Source organism: Stenotrophomonas sp. YJH_SMC_57, from assembly GCF_059369755.1.
The window spans coordinates 272,524-290,214 of record NZ_JCAFSZ010000005.1 but is presented as its reverse complement, the minus strand read 5'-3'; the positions used below and the strand labels follow the sequence as shown (position 1 = coordinate 290,214).

The 17,691-nt window shown below is 66.8% G+C and carries 15 protein-coding genes and 3 tRNA genes; 7 read left to right on the top strand and 11 right to left on the bottom strand.

Translation table 11 applies throughout. From position 1 onward, the window contains the following. Window positions 1–191: 191 nt before the first annotated feature. From AC5P7U_RS08745 to AC5P7U_RS08725, 5 genes are all read right to left on the bottom strand, one after another. Window positions 192–962: a PoNe immunity protein domain-containing protein gene (locus AC5P7U_RS08745; protein WP_197564108.1), complete on the bottom strand. Its 771-nt coding sequence runs from the start codon at window positions 960–962 to the stop codon at window positions 192–194. Between the two features lie 37 nt (window positions 963–999). After that, window positions 1,000–1,971 carry a DUF1761 domain-containing protein gene (locus AC5P7U_RS08740; RefSeq protein WP_006427868.1) on the bottom strand — a complete coding sequence of 324 codons (972 nt, stop codon included), beginning with the start codon at window positions 1,969–1,971 and terminating at the stop codon, window positions 1,000–1,002. A gap of 42 nt (window positions 1,972–2,013) precedes the next feature. After that, complete coding sequence (locus tag AC5P7U_RS08735) at window positions 2,014–2,673, bottom strand: PAAR domain-containing protein (RefSeq protein ID WP_006427866.1); 660 nt, start codon at window positions 2,671–2,673, stop codon at window positions 2,014–2,016. Between the two features lie 213 nt (window positions 2,674–2,886). Then, window positions 2,887–4,296 carry an ATP-binding protein gene (locus tag AC5P7U_RS08730; RefSeq protein WP_006427864.1) on the bottom strand — a complete coding sequence of 470 codons (1,410 nt, stop codon included), beginning with the start codon at window positions 4,294–4,296 and terminating at the stop codon, window positions 2,887–2,889. 6 nt (window positions 4,297–4,302) lie between these two features. Continuing rightward, window positions 4,303–5,031 (bottom strand): response regulator, encoded by a 729-nt coding sequence (locus AC5P7U_RS08725; RefSeq protein WP_006427862.1) that lies wholly within the window; start codon window positions 5,029–5,031, stop codon window positions 4,303–4,305. Window positions 5,032–5,234: 203 nt separating this feature from the next. On the opposite strand from AC5P7U_RS08725, the gene AC5P7U_RS08720 reads away from it, so the two are divergent. The 3 genes from AC5P7U_RS08720 to AC5P7U_RS08710 are packed head-to-tail and all read left to right on the top strand — an operon-like array spanning window position 5,235 to window position 9,864. Then, window positions 5,235–6,473: an efflux RND transporter periplasmic adaptor subunit gene (locus AC5P7U_RS08720; RefSeq protein ID WP_053511439.1), complete on the top strand. Its 1,239-nt coding sequence runs from the start codon at window positions 5,235–5,237 to the stop codon at window positions 6,471–6,473. Then, window positions 6,470–8,428, top strand: a complete 1,959-nt coding sequence (locus AC5P7U_RS08715; protein WP_006427858.1) for a MacB family efflux pump subunit — start codon at window positions 6,470–6,472, stop codon at window positions 8,426–8,428. Before AC5P7U_RS08720 ends, AC5P7U_RS08715 begins: the two co-directional genes overlap by 4 nt. Next, entirely contained in the window at window positions 8,425–9,864 is a 1,440-nt protein-coding gene (locus tag AC5P7U_RS08710; RefSeq protein WP_053449236.1) for a TolC family protein, read from the top strand. Before AC5P7U_RS08715 ends, AC5P7U_RS08710 begins: the two co-directional genes overlap by 4 nt. A 75-nt stretch (window positions 9,865–9,939) precedes the next feature. Here AC5P7U_RS08710 and rlmB read toward each other — a convergent pair whose 3' ends face one another. From rlmB to rnr, 3 genes are all read right to left on the bottom strand, one after another. Continuing rightward, window positions 9,940–10,683: a 23S rRNA (guanosine(2251)-2'-O)-methyltransferase RlmB gene (gene rlmB, locus AC5P7U_RS08705; protein WP_006427854.1), complete on the bottom strand. Its 744-nt coding sequence runs from the start codon at window positions 10,681–10,683 to the stop codon at window positions 9,940–9,942. A gap of 106 nt (window positions 10,684–10,789) precedes the next feature. Next, window positions 10,790–11,272 carry a GFA family protein gene (locus AC5P7U_RS08700; protein ID WP_049456573.1) on the bottom strand — a complete coding sequence of 161 codons (483 nt, stop codon included), beginning with the start codon at window positions 11,270–11,272 and terminating at the stop codon, window positions 10,790–10,792. Window positions 11,273–11,366: 94 nt separating this feature from the next. Continuing rightward, window positions 11,367–13,826: a ribonuclease R gene (gene rnr, locus AC5P7U_RS08695; RefSeq protein WP_197564795.1), complete on the bottom strand. Its 2,460-nt coding sequence runs from the start codon at window positions 13,824–13,826 to the stop codon at window positions 11,367–11,369. 128 nt (window positions 13,827–13,954) lie between these two features. On the opposite strand from rnr, the gene AC5P7U_RS08690 reads away from it, so the two are divergent. Beyond that, window positions 13,955–14,039, top strand: a tRNA-Leu gene (locus tag AC5P7U_RS08690). Window positions 14,040–14,092: 53 nt separating this feature from the next. On the opposite strand, the gene AC5P7U_RS08685 is transcribed toward AC5P7U_RS08690, so the two are convergent. Both AC5P7U_RS08685 and AC5P7U_RS08680 read right to left on the bottom strand, forming a co-directional pair. After that, window positions 14,093–14,479 (bottom strand): cupin domain-containing protein, encoded by a 387-nt coding sequence (locus AC5P7U_RS08685; protein ID WP_049457565.1) that lies wholly within the window; start codon window positions 14,477–14,479, stop codon window positions 14,093–14,095. A gap of 76 nt (window positions 14,480–14,555) precedes the next feature. Beyond that, complete coding sequence (locus AC5P7U_RS08680; protein WP_006427721.1) at window positions 14,556–15,380, bottom strand: AraC family transcriptional regulator; 825 nt, start codon at window positions 15,378–15,380, stop codon at window positions 14,556–14,558. Window positions 15,381–15,502: 122 nt separating this feature from the next. Between AC5P7U_RS08680 and AC5P7U_RS08675 the strand changes: the two genes are divergently transcribed. Continuing rightward, window positions 15,503–15,587: transfer RNA gene (locus tag AC5P7U_RS08675), tRNA-Leu, on the top strand. A gap of 185 nt (window positions 15,588–15,772) precedes the next feature. Here AC5P7U_RS08675 and AC5P7U_RS08670 read toward each other — a convergent pair. After that, complete coding sequence (locus AC5P7U_RS08670; RefSeq protein WP_197564794.1) at window positions 15,773–16,519, bottom strand: sulfite exporter TauE/SafE family protein; 747 nt, start codon at window positions 16,517–16,519, stop codon at window positions 15,773–15,775. Window positions 16,520–16,618: 99 nt separating this feature from the next. Here AC5P7U_RS08670 and AC5P7U_RS08665 point away from each other — a divergent pair, with 99 nt between their 5' ends. Both AC5P7U_RS08665 and AC5P7U_RS08660 read left to right on the top strand, forming a co-directional pair. Next, the gene (locus AC5P7U_RS08665; protein ID WP_197564793.1) at window positions 16,619–17,518 is read left to right on the top strand and encodes a LysR family transcriptional regulator; all 900 of its coding nucleotides are present in this window, start codon (window positions 16,619–16,621) and stop codon (window positions 17,516–17,518) included. A gap of 50 nt (window positions 17,519–17,568) precedes the next feature. Next, a tRNA-Leu gene (locus tag AC5P7U_RS08660) sits at window positions 17,569–17,655 on the top strand. Window positions 17,656–17,691 lie beyond the last annotated feature (36 nt).

Sequence of the window (17,691 nt, the reverse complement as noted above, 5' to 3'; positions counted from 1 at the left end):
AAACGCCAGCCCGCCGCGCCTAATCAGCCATGGACCACGCCCGCGGCAACAACGGCTGGCTTTCAGATCCAGCCGTGCAGGCGATGCGGGTTTGCGGCGGGAGGGCTTGGTCCGGTGCAGCGTCCGATCCCAGGCGGTGACCACAGGCCGGTCCAGAAGACCCCTCGCCTGGCCCCTCAGCGGAGGGATAACTACGTCCTGTCACCGGCACGACGCCTGTAATGGGCTACCAGATCGGCCGGGTAGTACTCGTGGTCGCGGAAGCTCGAATCGTCGATGTCGAACAGCATCACGACCAGCGCGGCCTCGAAGGCCCAGTAGCCCATGTAGCCGCTGTCGTCGTCACGGTGATTCCCGTGCCAGTACACGTTGCGGCTGCCTGCATACCAGCCGTCCAGGAACTCCTTTACGAGCCCGGGCCGGCCCGACGGTGAGGCGATTGCTTCCATGAGCGGGAGGTATTGGCGATACAACACCTCAGTGGAAACGGGCCGGCCCGCATCCCCCAGCGCAACTGCGATCGCGTCGAAGAGCTTGTCTTTTCCGGCGATCCGCAGCAACTTCAAGCTTCGTTGAATGTACTCTCGCCCCATATCCAGCGAGAGCGCGAAAGCCAGCCACCATAGCCATTGCACGAAGTGATCTTGCCGGATGTCCTCGAACTGGAAACGGTAACTTCTCTCACCGGTCTCCAGTAGATCGCAGAGTTTGCTCATCTTCTCGCGCACTGGAAGGAGCGACCTCACCTCACCCTTGATTGATTCGATGTCATCACCTCGGGAATATCGCATTACCACCACTCCCAACACTGAATCGAAAAGCCTTGAGGCAGCAAGAACACGCCCTTTGCGCGGCAGTTCATCCCCCGCGATTCTCGATTCCTTTCGATGAATCGAGGCTCTCTCATGCTCGATCCAGCGGTCAAAGTAGCTTCTGTTCTTGCGCGAATCTCGCATTTTCATTGTTGGATCAAACCCTTAATTGACTCCGAAGCGGTCATCAATCGATTCTGACAGTCCCAACCGTTCCGTCTTCGGCCACTCTGACAACAAGCTTCTCGACGCGCCCCTCTTCCAGAGCTTCTACAATCTTCTCTGCCTCATCCTTACCAACTTTCGCCTCTAGACGCTTTCCAATCCACTCATCATCCATCTGCCGCGTACCGTCCCTGTACGGCCCACCCAAACGGCCCGTGTTGTACTTCGCTTCAGTGATCACATAGTCAGGCGGCGGATCCGGGTGGCTGTAGACCCCATCGATGCCATTCTCTCCCGGACGATACACGCCATCGGTCTTCCCCACTGGCGTCAGTCCCTTGTCCAGCATCGCCTGATGCGCTCTTGCCTCGCCGAACGCAGCACCTGCGGCGCGCGTGCGCGGCAACCGGGTTTCCACCACCCCATCGGCATCCGGCGCCCGGCTTTCCGTGTGCCGACGCTTGCGCGCGCGCAATGCCCGCGCCAATGCCGTGAACGCCTCACCCAGCTCGTCCAGCAGCGCTGCCAGACGCTGTCCCAGCCGCCCGATCCGGGCCGCCCAGGCTGCGCCGCCATAGGCGGTTCCGGCCGTGCCTGCGCTGAACGCGCCCAGCAGCACGCTGATAACGACATCGAGCGCAAACTGGCTACCGTAACGCTGGGTCAACTCCTGCAGCTCGTCTGGCGGTACCGCCTTCGCCCAGTACGCGGGGAACGTCGCCAACAGCTGCCAGGTCGGGCCGTCGTCGAACAGCAGGATCAGCTGCTCCTTGATCGTACTGGCCTTGTCCAGCACCTGCTCGCCTGCTGCACGATGCCCTGCAATGCGTGCATCCAGCCCGTTCCAGTCACCTGCCAGCAGCAGTCCGCTCAGTTCGCGCAGTTCCGCATCGGCCTTGAAGCGCAGCACCGCCAGTTGCCACACCGTTTCCACGCTGCCACTGACCCAGTCCCATGCCCCCTTCGTCTGGCCTTCGATGCGGTTCAGCTCCATCAGGAAGGCCCGATGAGCAGCGTTGGCACTGTTCCATTGTCGCTAGTCCGCAGCAAAATCCTGCCGGGTCTGCTGCACGATGCGCTGCAGGGCGGCGCGAAGTCGTTCGCGGCAGGCCTCAATCTCAGCCGAGTCGGTGCTGCCGGCCTCGTGCTGGTAGATCACCTGCACCGGCCCCACGCTCACCTGCGGCAGACGTGCACGGCCTTCGTCATCGAGATGGCCGCTGAACACGCGGCCATCGGACAGGGTCGCCCGGTAACTGACACCGCGCGCGGGCGTACAGTCCAGGTCGCCGTAATGGCAATGCAGCACGACCTCGCGCGTAGCTGCCACATCGCGGGCAACGAAACCGCTGGACGGTGGCCTGGCGCTCCACAGGTTCACCTCCGCCGGCGCGGTAGGCGCCGCGGAGACCGACGCACGGCCACCGCCGTCAACCACATACACCAGCGACTGAGCGCCTCCGAGCAACCTGCAGCCACAGGCCAGCGAATCGCCTTCGCGCGCGATCGGCTTGCCATCGACGATCAGCGTCGGGTCCCCGGTGACGATCTCGAACGCGCCCCCATGCTTTGGACACGTCGCCTTGTCACCCACGCAGGCCACGGCCTTGCCTTCGATATCCGTATTCGACGATCCGGTCAGCACCCGCCCGCCGCCCGTGGTGGCGTCGCCGACCACGATCCACATCCGTGCCATCTGCCATCCGCGAGAAACTTCGATGGCTTCAGGTGACGGGCCGCACGCAGCGCAGGCAATTCAACGCTGACGCAATTGCCCCGACCGTCTAGGCAACGCCTTGCAACGCAGGCGATTACCGCACGTGACGCATTCGCCCTATCGCGCCGCAAGCAGGGCTATCGCGTCAGTATCCGGCGGGGCCTGTCGGAATGCAGCCCCTCCCGCGTCGACTCAGCCGGCGCGGCCCGGCGGCACCACCTGCGCACTGGCCGGCCACTGCACCACGGCTTCCAGTCCGCCTTCGGCGCGATTGCGCAGCCACAGGCGCGCACCATCCTTCTCGGCCAGCGCGCGGGCAATGGTCAGCCCCAGGCCGGCACCACCGGTTTCGCGCGAGCGCGAGGTTTCCACCCGCACGAACGGGTCGAACACCGCTTCCAGCTGGTCCTCGGCCAGCCCGGGGCCATCATCGGCCACCATCACGGTGATCGCGCCGCCACTGCGCTCCACCCGTACCCGCACGCGCTGGGCGTACATCACCGCGTTGTCCACCAGGTTGGAGAACAGGCGGTGCATGGCCAGCGGGCGCAGCATCAGCACCGCACCGGTCCCCCCTTCGAAGACGACATCGGCGCCGCCTTCGGCGGCATCTTCAACGATGCTCTCCAGCAGTGAATCCAGGTCCAGCGCCGCACGCTGCTCGGCACTTTCGGCGCTGCGTGCCAGTTCCAGGCCTTCGCGCACCAGTGCCTGCATTGCCGCCAGATCGCCGATCAGGCGCTCGCGCAGCACCTCGTCGGTGACATTTTCCAGGCGCAGGCGCAGGCGGGTCAGCGGGGTCTGCAGGTCGTGGGTGATCGCCGCCAGCATCTGCGTGCGCTCGGCCAGATGCCGCTGCAGGCGGTGCTGCATCGCGTTGAAGGCTTCCGCCGCACGCTGCACTTCGCGCGGTCCGCGCAGGGGCAGCGGATCCCGCTGCAGGTCATCGCCCAGGTCTTCGGCGGCGGCCGCCAGCTCCTGCAGCGGCGCGCTGGCCATGCGCGCGACGATGTACGCCAGCACCGCGATCGCCAGTACCAGCAGGGTCAGGAACCACGGGTCGACGGCGAGGATGCCGTTGTGGGCCACCGCTGGCGAGTCCAGCGCCAGCTTCAGCAGCGTACCGTCGTTGAGGGTTACGTCGACCGCGCGGCACTTGGGCGGAATGAACGCCGGATCGCGCTCGCGCGGATGCTTGCGATGCCCGGGCGGCGGCGGCGGCAGCAGGTCCTGCAGCTTCGGAATGCAGGAGCGGAACGAAGTGAAGTGCACGTGCGCGCGCGACACCGGGCCGGGCCGGTCATCGAGCACTTCCATCAAGGCCGTATCGGCCCGGCCCAGGCGCGCGCCCGGCAGCAGCGCACGCACGCTGGGGCCACCGACTTCCAGCAGCCGCTCGCGCAGTTCGGGGTTGCCGTCCAGCAGGTTGACGTAGCCCTGCAGGCGGTCGGCGATGCGATTCAGGTTCTGCCGCTCGAACTCCTGCTGGCGCTTGGAGGTGGCCAGCATGGTCGCGCCGATCGCGGCCACGCTCATGCCCAGCAGCAGGATCACGAACAGCCGCCCGACCATCGAGGACAGGAAATGGCGCAGGCGCTTCATCGCGACCTATTCCAGGTTGACCGACGAGGCCAGCACGTAGCCTTCGTTGCGCACCGTCTTGATCAGGCCGTCCGGCCCGCCATCGTCGCCCAGCTTGTTGCGCAGCCGGCTGACCTGCAGGTCGATCGCGCGGTCCTGCGCCTCGTAGTTGCGGCCACTGCTGAGCGCCACCAGCTGCTCGCGCGACAGCACCTTGTTGGCATGCGCGATGAACACCCGCAGCAGCCGGAACTCGGCACCGGACAGCACCACCACGCGATCGTCCGGGTCCACCAGGTGGCGGTGCTCCAGGTCGAATATCCAGCGCGAGAAGCGCGCGCGGCGTACCGCCAACGGCTCCAGGTTGGCCGGCAGCGCTTCGGTGCGGCGCAGCACGTTGCGGATGCGCGCCAGCAGCTCGCGCGGCTCGAACGGCTTGGCCAGGTAATCATCGGCGCCCATTTCCAGGCCCAGCACGCGGTCGATCGGCTCGGCACGCGCGGTGAGCATGATCACCGGCGTGTTCGAGCGCGCGCGCAGGTCGCGGCATAGGGTCAGGCCATCTTCGCGCGGCAGGTTGAGGTCGAGCACGATCAGGTCCACGTGCTCGCGGTCCAGCAGCTGGCGCATGGCGGTGCCATCGGCGGCCGTGCTCACCTGGTAACCGGCGCGGCCAAGCTGTTCGGCCAGCAGGGTCCGGATGTCGTTGTCGTCGTCGACGATCAGCAATCGATGCATCGTGTTTTCAGTCTCCATGTCGCGATCATCCCGTGTCGGCAGCTGAACCGCATCCGGGGCAATGCGTACCAGTGTATCCAGCCGAGGCCGCGATACCTGTGGTTACGCGTATTCACCGACAGTGTTACATAGAGACATACCCCGAGGATTGGCCCCCTGCCGGTCGATCTTCACAATGCCCACCAACGCCGCTGCCGCGGCCCCGAGAGTGAAGCCACGACGTGAGTTTCCGCCTGCTGCCCGCGACCCGCCGGGGTCGACTGATACTGATCGCCCTGCTCGCCCTTGCCGTTGCCGTCGCTGCCTGGTGGCTGCTGCGCAAGCCTGCCGCCCCGGCGGTGGCGACCACCCCGGTCAGCCGCGGCGACATCGAGCAGACCGTGGAGGCCACCGGCGTGATCGATGCCTACAAGCTGGTCAGCGTGGGTGCGCAGGCCTCGGGCCAGATCAAGTCGCTGAAGGTGCAGCTGGGCGACACGGTGAAGGAAGGCGACCTGATCGCCGAGATCGACGCCACCACCCAGCAGAACCAGGTGCTCAACGCGCAGGCCTCGCTGGACCAGGTCACCGCCCAGCGCGCGGTGCAGCAGGCCACCCTGCGCCAGGCCGAACTGGAGTTCGCGCGCCAGCAGCAGATGCTGGCCGCCGAGGCCACCTCGCGCCAGGAATACGATGCCGCCGAGGCGCAGCTGAAGACCGCCCGTGCCCAGCTGCAGTCCTACGAGGCGCAGATCAAGGGCCGCGAAACCGAGCTGGGCACCGCCCGCGCCAACCTGGCCTATACCCGCATCACCGCGCCGATGGACGGCACCGTGGTCGCGGTGGTGGCCGAGGAAGGCCGCACCGTCAACGCCAACCAGACCGCACCGACCATCGTCATGCTGGCGCGGCTGGACGTGGTTACCGTCAATGCCGAGATCTCCGAGGCCGACGTGGTCAAGATCAAGGCCGGCATGCCGGTGTACTTCACCACGCTGGGCGACCCGGACCGCAAGTACCACGCCAAGCTCCGCCAGATCAATCCGGCGCCGGCCTCGATCGCCAACGAGAGCTCGTCCAGTTCCAGCAGCTCGTCCAGTTCCAGCTCCAGCAGCGCGGTCTACTACAACGCGCTGTTCGACGTGGAGAACCCGGACGGCACGCTGCGCATCGACATGACCGCGCAGGTCTCGGTGCTGCTGAAGCAGGCCAAGGGCGTGCTGATGGTGCCGTCGGTGGCACTGGGCCCCAAGCGCCGTGGCGATGAGCGCACGGTGCGGGTGCTGGACGACAAGGGCCAGCCGCAGCCGCGCAAGGTCACCGTGGGCATCAACAACGGTGCATCGGCCGAGATCCTGTCCGGGCTGAAGGAAGGCGAGCGCGTGGTGGTCGGCGAAGCCAGCGCGGCCGGCGCCGCCGGCGGCGGCAACCGAGGCGGCATGCAGATGCGGGTCGGTGGCCCGGGCATGGGGCGCCGATGAGCATGACGGCGCCGCTGCTGCGCCTGCGCGACCTGCGACGCGAATTCCCGGCCGGCGAGGATGTCATCGCCGTGCTGCGCGACGTGAACCTGGATATCCATGCCGGCGAGATGGTGGCCATCGTCGGCCAGTCCGGTTCGGGCAAGTCGACGCTGATGAACATCCTCGGCTGCCTCGACCGCCCGACCCGCGGCAGCTACCAGGTGGCCGGCCGCGAAACCGGAAAGATGGAGCCGGACGAGCTGGCCGAGCTGCGCCGCGAGCATTTCGGTTTCATCTTCCAGCGCTACCACCTGCTGGGCGACCTGGATGCGCGCGGCAATGTGGAAGTGCCGGCGGTGTACGCCGGCAGTCCCGGCCCGGTGCGCAACGCGCGTGCCGAGCAGCTGCTGCAGCGGCTGGGCCTGGGAGACCGCATGCACCACAAGCCGGGCCAGCTGTCCGGCGGCCAGCAGCAGCGCGTATCGATCGCGCGCGCGCTGATGAATGGTGGCGAGGTGATCCTGGCCGATGAACCGACCGGCGCACTCGACACGAAATCCGGCGAGGAAGTGATGGCGATCCTCGGCGAGCTGCACGCCGAAGGCCACACCATCATCATCGTCACCCATGACATGAGCGTGGCCCAGCACGCACAGCGCATCATCGAGATCCGCGATGGCGAGATCATCGCCGACCGCGCCAATCCGGACGCGCCGAGCTACCGCGCGCAGCGCGAAGCCAGCACCGGCGTCTCCCACGGCAACAGCTGGCGCGCCGCACGCGACCGCTTCACCGAAGCGTTCCGCATGGCGCTGCTGGCGATGAACGCACATCGGCTGCGCACCTTCCTGACCATGCTCGGCATCATCATCGGCATTGCCTCGGTGGTCTCGGTGGTGGCGCTGGGCAACGGCTCACAGCAGCAGATCCTGCAGAACATCAGCGCGCTGGGCACCAACACCATCGACGTGTACCCCGGCCGCGGCTTCGGCGACATGCGCTCGGCACGCGTGCAGACGCTCAAGGCCAGCGATGCCGACGCCCTGGCCAAGCAGAGCTACGTGGACAGCGCCACCCCCAGCGTGTCGACCTCGGTCACCGCGCGCTACCGCAACCAGTCCTCCACCGCCCAGGTCAGCGGTGTTGGCGAGCAGTTCTTCCGGGTCAAGGGCGTGACCCTGCTCAGCGGCAGCTTCTTCGATGCCGATGCGGTGAAGGGCCTCGGCCAGGTGGCGGTGATCGACGAGAATACCCAGACCCAGTTCTTCCCCGATGTCGACCCGGTCGGCCAGGTGATCCTGCTCGGCAACGTGCCGGCGCGGGTGGTGGGCGTGGCCAAGCGCCAGAGCTTCGGTTTCGGTGGCAGCACCAGCCTGAGCGTGTGGGTGCCGTACACCACGGTGATGTCGCGCATGCTGGGCCAGAGCCACGTATCCAGCATCACCGTGCGTGTGGATGACAGCACACCGATGGATGCCGCGCAGGAGGCGATCACCCGCCTGCTGACGATGCGCCACGGCACCGAGGATTTCTTCCTCAGCAACAGCGCCGAGATCCGCGACACCATCGAGCAGACCACGCGCACGATGACCCTGCTGATCGGCGCGATCGCCGCCATCGCACTGCTGGTCGGCGGCATCGGCGTGATGAACATCATGCTGGTCTCGGTGACCGAGCGTACCCGCGAGATCGGTGTGCGCATGGCCGTCGGCGCCCGCCAGAGTGATATCCGCCAGCAGTTCCTGATCGAAGCGGTACTGGTGTGCCTGCTCGGCGGCGTGCTCGGCATCGGCCTGGCCCTGCTGCTGGGCTCGATGATCGGCCGCTTCGCCAGCGACTTCCAGGTGCTGTTCTCCACGGCCTCGATCATCGCTGCGTTCGCCTGCTCGACCCTGATCGGCGTGGCGTTCGGATTCCTGCCGGCACGCAACGCGGCGCAGCTCGACCCGGTGGAGGCCCTGGCCCGCGAATGAAGATGATGACCCGACTGCCCTTCCCTGCTCCCTCGCGCCTGCTGCTGGCTGGCGCCGTGCTGCTCGCCCTGTCGGCCTGTGCGTCGGTCGGCCGCTATCCGATAAAGGAACCGGACGTGGCGGCCAGCTACGGCCGGGGCGATGCCACCCTGAACGCACCGGCCGACGACCCGCGCAGCAGCCTGGACACACCGGGCCGCGACATCCGCCAGGACACCTGGTGGACCGGCTTCGGCGATGAACGCCTGGACCGCCTGGTGGCGCAGGCACTGGCCGCCAACAGTGACCTGGCCGCCGCCGGCCTGGCGGTGCAGCGTTCGCGCCTGCAGGCCGGGCTGGCCAGCAACGCGCTATGGCCGCAACCGTCGTCATCCGGCGTCAGCGGCAGCGCCAGCCGCGCCACCGACCAGGCTGACGACTGGCGTCGCAGCTACTCCACCGGCGTCTCGCTGGGCTGGGAAGTGGACCTGTGGGGTCGCCTGCGCACCCAGCGCGACATCGCCCGCTGGGAGGCCGAGGCGAGCGAGGAAGACCGCCAGAACACCGCGCTGCTGGTGATCGGCGACACCATCAACCAGTACTGGAACCTGGCCTACCTCAACCAGTCGATCGCCACCGGCCAGGCCAACCTGGAGCGCCTGGAGCGCACCCGTGAACTGGTGCAGGCCCGCTTCGACGCCGGTGCGGTATCGCGCCTGGAAGTGCGCCAGGCACTGCAGAACCTGCAGTCGCAGCGCTCCTCGCAGAGCGCGCTGGAACAGCAGCGGGTGGAGGCGCGCAATGCACTGACCGTGCTGCTGGATGGCACGCCCTGGCCGCAGCAGGACGAACCGCAGGACCTGCTGGGCGCACGCAGTCCCGCCATCACCGAGGGCCTGCCGACCGACCTGCTCGGCCGCCGTCCCGACCTGCGCGCGGCCGAACTGCGCCTGCGCAACAGCCTGAAGACCATCAAGGTGACCGCCACCCAGTACTACCCGGCGCTGAGCCTGACCGGCAGCCTCGGTTCCAGCGCCACGTCATTGGGTGATGTGCTGCGCAACCCGGTGGCCACGCTGGGCGCCGGCCTGTCGTTGCCGTTCCTCAACCTGCAGCGCGCGCAGCTGGATACCGACATCGCGGGCACCGCCTACCAGATCGCCGCCACCAACTTCCGCAAGACGCTGTACACCGCGCTCTCGGAAGTGGACAACGCGCTGTCGGCACGTGAGCAGCTGGCGCGCCAGGTGGCGGCCTCGCAGGCCTCGTACGACGAAGCGGTGGAAGTGGAGCGCGCGCAGGAAGTGCGCTATCGCGTGGGTGCCACCGACCTGCGCACCTGGCTGGAGGCACAGCAGACGCGGCGCGATGCCGAGCTGTCGCTGGCGCGCGTGCGCCAGGGCCAGCTGAACAACGACGTGACCCTGTTCAAGGCGCTGGGCGGCAGCGCGGGGTGAGGCATTGGGAGCGCCAACCAAGGTTGGCGGCTACCGGTGGGTGTCGACCTTGGCCGACACGATCCCTCCTGCCGATCAACCGCGCTGGCGCACGACCTCGAACAGGCTGACGCCGGCGGCGACGGAGACGTTCAGGCTTTCGATCTCGCCCGGCATCGGGATCTTGACCAGGCCATCGCAGTTCTCGCGGGTCAGGCGGCGCAGGCCATCGGCTTCGCCGCCCAGCACCAGCGCGATGTTGCCCTTCAGGTCCAGCTGGTACAGCGAGGCGGTCGCTTCACCGGCCAGGCCGTAGATCCACACGCCCTGCTTCTGCAGGTCCTTCAGGCAGCGCGACAGGTTGGTCACCGCCACCACCGGGATGCGATCGGCGGCACCGGCCGAGGTCTTGCGCACGGTGGCATTGACCGTGGCCGACTTGTCCTTGGGAATGATCACCGCCGTGGCACCGGCAGCGGCCGCCGAGCGCAGGCAGGCGCCGAGGTTGTGCGGGTCCTGCACCTCGTCCAGCACCAGCAGCAGGGCCTTGCCCTCGGCCGCGGTGACCAGGCCTTCCAGCTCATTCTCGCTGTAGGTACGGGCGGCGGCATAACGCGCGGCCACACCCTGGTGGCGCACCGAACCGCCCACGCCATCCAGCGCCTGGGCGTTCACCTTGCGCACGTCGATGCCCTTGCGGCGGGCATTTTCCTCGATTTCGGTCAGGCGCGGATTCTTCGCACCGGCCTCGACCAGCACTTCGCGGACGTTCTCGGCGTCGTTCTCGATGGAGGAGGCGACGGCGTTGACGCCGACAATCCACTGGCTGTTCTTGCTCATGCGGGCGGGGACCGGAAAGGGGGTGGCTATGGTAGAGCATCGGCGGGCCGGGCGCTGCGGCGGCGGCCACCCGCCAGCCGAGCGTGGGCCCGGCTCTACAGGTGGGTCATCGGCTGCGCGGCGGCCAGTGCGGGGTGTCGTGGTCGGGGTGCTGGTGGGACACGATCGTGGCCAGGAACTCGAGGGCGGCGACGTCGTCCTCGGTGCGCCGCGCCGGCAGGCCGCCCAGCGCATCGACGAATGGCAGCTTGCGCTCCACCCCGTACTGGATCGTCGGCGGCAGGCGCTCGGGCTCGTCGAAGGCGCCGGCAGCGATTGCCACGCCGTCGGGCGCCTCGTAGGTCAGCGGGGTGCCACAGTCGGCACAGAATCCCCGCCGGACCACGTTGGACGACTGGAAGTAACGCGGCTGGCCGCGGGTCCAGCTGAACTGCACGCCGCGCACCGACACCAGCGGCGCGTAATAGGCACCGAAGGCCTTCTGGCACATCCGGCAGTGGCAGATCGAGCTGTCGGTCAGCGCACCGCGCACCTGGAAGCGGATCGCGCCGCACTGGCAGCCGCCGCTGTACTCGGGTTGGCCCTGCATGCGATGTCTCCTGGTGGTGCCGGCCGCTGGCCGGCAACCCGTCGGTGCCGAGGGTGCCATGGATGCCGGCCAGCGGCCGGCACTACCACGGCCATCAATATTTCTCTTTCTTCCGTTTGGCCGGCTTGCCACGCTCGGGCAGCGGCGGCAGGCCATCGCCTTCGTCCTCGCCCTTGTGCTCGACCAGGCGGAAGTCGATCTTGCGTTCTTCCATGCTGGCCTTCAGCACCAGGATGCGCACGCGGTCGCCCAGCCGGTAACTGCTGCCACGGCGTTCGCCGGTCAGCGTCTTGCGGGTGGCGTCGAACTTGTAATAGTCCTGCGGCAGCTGGGTGACATGCACCAGGCCCTGCACCTTCGACTCGTCCAGTTCCACGAACAGGCCGAAGCTGGTCACGCCGCTGATCACGCCGTCGAACTGCCCGCCGACGTGCTTTTCCATCCACGCCGCGCGGTAACGCTCGTCGACCTCGCGTTCGGCCTCATCGGCGCGACGCTCACGCTCGGAACACTGCAGCGCCAACGCGGCCATCTCGCGCGCGTTGTAGGTGAACTTGTCCAGCGGCTTGCCGGACAGCGCGTGCTTGATCGCACGATGCACCAGCAGATCGGGGTAGCGGCGGATCGGCGAAGTGAAGTGCGCGTAGGCCTCCAGCGCCAGGCCGAAGTGGCCGTGGTTGTCCGGGCTGTAGATCGCCAGGCTCTGGCTGCGCAGCAGCACCGATTCCAGCAGCGTGGCATCGGGGCGGTCGCGGATCTTCTTCAGCAGCTTGGTGTAGTCGCCCGGGCGCACCTTCGACCACGGCGGCAGGCTCAGCTTGAACTCCTTGAGGAATTCCAGCAGGTCGGCGTACTTGGTTTCCGGTGGCTTCTCGTGGATGCGGTACGGCGCCGGCACGTGGCGCGACAGCAGGTACTTGGCCGCCTCGACGTTGGCCGCGATCATGCATTCCTCGATCAGCTTGTGCGCGTCGTTGCGCACCAGCATGCCGGCCTGGGTCACTTCGCCGCGGTTGTCCAGCACGAAACGCACTTCGCTGCTTTCGAACTCGATGGCACCGCGCTTGGCGCGCGCCTTCGACAGCACCTTGTACAGCTGGTGCAGGCGCTGCACCTGCGGCAGCAGATCGCCCATCCAGGCCTTGGTATCGGCATCATCCTCGCCCACTGCCTTCCACACCTGGGTGTAGGTCAGGCGCGCGTGCGAGTTCATCACCGCTTCGTAGAAGCGCGAATGGGTGACCAGGCCGTCGCGGTCGATCTGCATGTCGCAGACGAAGCACATACGGTCGACCTTGGGCATCAGCGAGCAGATGCCGTTGGACAGGGTCTCCGGCAGCATCGGCACCACGAAGCCCGGGAAGTACACCGAGGTCGCGCGCTTCTGCGCCTCCTCGTCCAGCGGCGTGCCGGGGCGCACGTAGTTGGAGACATCGGCGATTGCCACCACCAGGCGGAAACCATCGGCATTCGGCTCGCAGTACACCGCGTCGTCGAAGTCCTTGGCATCCTCACCGTCGATGGTGACCAGCGGCGTGCTGCGCAGATCGACACGGTCGCCGATCATCGACGGCTCGACCACCAGCGGTACCGACGCAGCTTCGTCCAATACTTCCTGGGGGAACTCGAACGGCAGTTCGTGGCCGTGGATGGCGGTCTCCACCACCAGCGAGGCGGTCAGCTTGTCGCCGAGCACGGCGATGATGCGGCCGATCGGGGGGCGGCGGCTGTCCGGTGCCTGGGTCAGTTCGCAGACCACCAGCTGGCCATCGCGCGCGCCACCGGTCTGGTCCGGCGGCACCTGCACGTTGCGCTGCACGCGCTTGTCGTCGGGCACCACGTAGTTGATGCCCATCTCGACGCTGAAGCGGCCGATCAGGCGGGTCATGCCACGTTCCAGCACGCGGGCGATGCTGCCCTCGCGGCGGCCGCGGTGGTCGATGCCGGTCACGCGCGCCAGCACCTTGTCGCCGTGCATCACCTTGCGCATTTCATACGGCGGCAGGAACAGGTCGTCGCCGCCTTCGACCGGGCGCAGGAAGCCGAACCCTTCCGGGTTGGCGATCACCACGCCGGTGACCAGGTTCAGGGTCTGGATCGGGGCGAAGCCACCGCGCCGGTTCTGCACCAGCTGGCCATCGCGGACCATGGCGCCGAGCCGGCGCGACAGCGCTTCGGCCCGGTCCGGCGCACCCAGGCCCAGGCGCGCGCCCAGTTCTTCGGCGGTCTGCGGCCCTTCGCAACGCTCCAGCAGGGCCAGGATGGCCTCGCGGCTGGCGATGGGCTGCTCGTACTTTTCTGCCTCGCGGGCGGCATAGGGATCGTCGATCACCTTGCCGGTCGGCGGCAACTTGCGGCCCGGGGCCGGGCCCGGTGCATCATCACCATGGCGCTTGCGGCCACGCGGCGGCGCGCCGCCGTCATTCAATTCGGGGAACCAGCCCGGCAGCGGCTTGCCCGGCTTGGTGGTGCGGGCCGCGCCCGCCTTGGCGCCCTTCTTCGGGGCCTGGCTGCGGGACTTGCTCCCGCCCTTGCTTGGTTTTTTGGTAGTCATCGCCCTACATGGTAGCCGGTGACGGCGTGCAGAACGGGTCAGTGGCCGCCTTGAAGGCACTGCGTGAAAAAATTGCAGGAAGTCGTTGACAGCCTGCGGATTCATCTTCACAATTGCGCCTCTGGAACGCCCAGGTGGCGGAATTGGTAGACGCACTAGTTTCAGGTACTAGCGGGTAAAACCGTGGAGGTTCGAGTCCTCTCCTGGGCACCAAACATGAAAAACCCCTGAGAAATCAGGGGTTTTTTGTTATGCGCACAGTTGAATCATGCCCACACGTCGTTCGGCGCCGTACGCGCTCCCCCTGCGCTGCCTGTATTGGGTACCCCGCGCGGCTCGATAAGCATCAATTCCACCTCACGGTCAGCACACGTTCGATGCTCGACGCCTCGCGGCACCACGAAGAGCTCTCCCGCGCGCAACGCGACGTGCCTATCCCGCAGCTCAATGCGGAGCTCTCCCGTAATGACGATGAACGCCTCATCGGTCGTGGCATGGGCATGCCAGATGAACTCACCCTGCAGCCGCACGATTTTGAACTGATAGTCGTTGAGCTCAGCAACGACTCTGGGCATCCATGAGTCCTTCAGCGCGGCAAATTTTTCTGCGAGGTTGACCGGCTGGCAAACGGAGGGGCGGATCAGGGAATTCATTACATGGGCCTGCGATCTGGTTGGAAACACAAGCATCCGGATCTTGCCTGCAACCCTCTTGTACGATCGTGCAGCCTCATCGGCCATGAGGACCCCTCCCCAAACGCTGTAACCAGCGGGCCGGCGGAGAGCCGTAGACCGAAGCGAAATGCCTTGCCATGTGGCTCTGGTCATAGAACCCAGCCTCAAGCGCCGCGAGAGCGATGGGCGCGCCCTTGACCAACAGGGCCCTTACCCGGTCCAGACGGCGCATGGTGAGGAAGCGATAGGGGCTCGTACCCAGCACTGCGCGAAAATCCCGGCTCAACTGCCAGCGGTCCGTACCGGCAACTGATGCCAGGTCGTCCAAGGTCACCCCCTGGTTCAACCGATCAAGCATGTACTCACGCGCACGAGCGACCGCAAAGAAATCCGGACGCGTCTTTGTCTGTGGACGTCCCGCTGCAGCCACCAGGCTCCGGGCAAGATCATGGAGCGCATCCAGGTGCTGCAGCGGGTCCGGGCGGGCATGCAGGCGCTGCAGCAGGAGGGCGATCGCCGCCCTCAACCGGGGATCGCGCGACACGCCTCCGTCGATAAAAGGGAGCGACGTCCCGCCGAGCATCTGTTGGATGTGCCACGGTGATACGTAGGCCATTCGATACCGGAAACCCTCCGCCGTACCCGCCTGGCCGTCGTGAAGTTCATCAGGATGCAGCACCAACACGGTGCCGGGCAGCCCGTGCTGCTGGGTACGCCGATACTTGAAGCTCTGAACCCCCGACACGGTGTACCCGACGGCGTAAGTGTCGTGCCGATGCGGCGCATATCCATGGCCGCCGAAAAAGGCCTCAAGACGCTCTACCCCCTCCGCCCCTTCACCCTGCCGCACCCAGTCCAGAGAAGGCTTCGATGGAATCATTCAAAAAGCGGCACTTCGTCCCCTCCAAGCAGGCCATACCAGCCTGCCCTGCATCGTACCCCATCAAGCACTCCCACCTATTGACACCCCCGCAGCGACACCCCATAATCTCGCTCCTCGACGCCCAGGTGGCGGAATTGGTAGACGCACTAGTTTCAGGTACTAGCGGGTAAAACCGTGGAGGTTCGAGTCCTCTCCTGGGCACCATGTCGAGAATGAGAAAAACCCGCGAAAGCGGGTTTTTTCATGCCCGGAGTCCGGGCCTTTGTAGCGTCGAGCCATGCTCGACTGCACCGGTCCGTAGAGTCGAGCTTGCTCGACTGATGCCATGCAGGACGAAGCGCAAAGCAGTCGAGCAAGCTCGGCTCTACGTACACGCGCGGCAACGCGCTTCAGAACAGTGGCCGCAGTACCAGCTCCAGCCCGAGCAGCAGCAGGAACCCGAGGAAGCAGGCGCGGAACACCCGCGCACTGATCCGCTGCCGGATCAGCTGCCCCAGCCACATTCCCAGCAGCGCGGGTATCACCGCCAGCGCGCTCAGCCCCAGTTGCTGGATACCGAACGCGCCGTGCAGCACCAGGCCGGTGGTCAGCGAAATCGTCGACACGGTAAACGCCAGCCCCAGCGCCTGCACCAGTTCTTCGCGCTGCAATCCCAGCGACTGCAGGTACGGCACCGCCGGCATCACGAACACACCGGTCGCACCGGTCACCACGCCCGACAGCGCCCCCACCAGCGGCCCCAGCCAACGCTCGCGCCGCTGCGGCACACGGAACACCGGGGCCAGCAACGCATAGGCCGCATAGACCACCAGCGCCACGCCAAGCGCTACGCGCGACCAGGTGCGATCGACCCTCACCAGCAGCGCGGCCGAGCCCAGCGTCACCACCACCACCGCCAGCATCATCGGCCACAGCCGCCGCACGATGTGGCCCAGTGACGGCCCGGACACCAGCTGCCATGCATTGGTGACAAAGGTCGGGATGAACAGCATCGACGCCGCCGCCACCGGAGACAGCGCGCCCCCCAGCAGGCCCATGGCCACCGTCGGCAGGCCCATCCCGGTCACGCCCTTGACCACGCCGGCCAGCACGAACACCACCACCAGCAGCACGTAGAAGTACATCGATTCATTCATGCCTTCATTGGATCGGGCCACCGCCCGGCGCACAATGCGGTCTTCCCGGCCTCGCCTTCGGCTGATCCGAAGGCTCGGGCGTTGCAATGAGGGCACGACATGCGGATGGACATCGCCGACCTGCGCCTGTTCCTGGCCATCGCCGAAGCCGGCAGCATCACCGCCGGCGCGGCGCAGGCGAACCTGGCGCTCGGTTCGGCCAGTGAACGCCTGCGCACGATCGAAGCCGACGCCGGTACGGCATTGTTGAACCGGCACCCGCGCGGGGTCAGCCTGACCGAGGCCGGCGCTGCCCTCGCCCACCATGCCCGCCTGATCCTGCAGCAGCAGGCGCAGCTGCGCGGCGAGCTGCAGGCGTTCGCGCATGGCGCGCGCGGCACCCTGCACCTGTATGCCAACACTGCAGCGCTGACCAACTACCTGCCCGCGCGTCTCGCCCCCTGGCTGGCCGAGCGCCCGCGCCTGCATGTCGAACTGCTGGAACGCACCAGCCCTGAAGTCGTGCGTGCGATCAGTGCCGGCCAGGCCGAGGCCGGCATCATCAGCGATGCCGTCGACGCCGCCGGCCTGCAGCAGCATGTGGTGGCCGAAGATCCGCTGGTGATGCTGCTGCCCGCAGAGCATCGTTTCGCATCGCTGCGCAGCGTGGCCTTCGCCGACATGGCTGGCGAGACCTTTGTCGCCCTGGCCGACGGCAACGCCCTGCAGACCTACATTGAAGACCAGGCGCGCGACATCGGGCGCCGCCTGGACGTGCGCATCCGCATGAAAACCTTCGAAGGCGTGTGCATCATGGTCGGCCACGGCATCGGGGTCGGCATCGTGCCGCGTACCGTCGCCCGCCAGCATCGGCGCAGCACGCACACCGTCGCCGTACCGCTTGCCGATGCGTGGGCTCAACGTCGCCTGTGCGCCTGTTTTGCCGAGTGGACGCAGCTGTCGCCGGCGATGCGCAGCCTGCTGCATCACCTGGGCGTACCGCCGCAGAGAAAAGCGTGAAATCTTGTTGACACATCCTCTGACGTTCCCCATAATTCGTCTCCTGAGTCGCCCAGGTGGCGGAATTGGTAGACGCACTAGCTTCAGGTGCTAGCGGGGGCAACTTCGTGGAGGTTCGAGTCCTCTCCTGGGCACCATGACTCAGCAAATGATCAAACCCGCGCAAGCGGGTT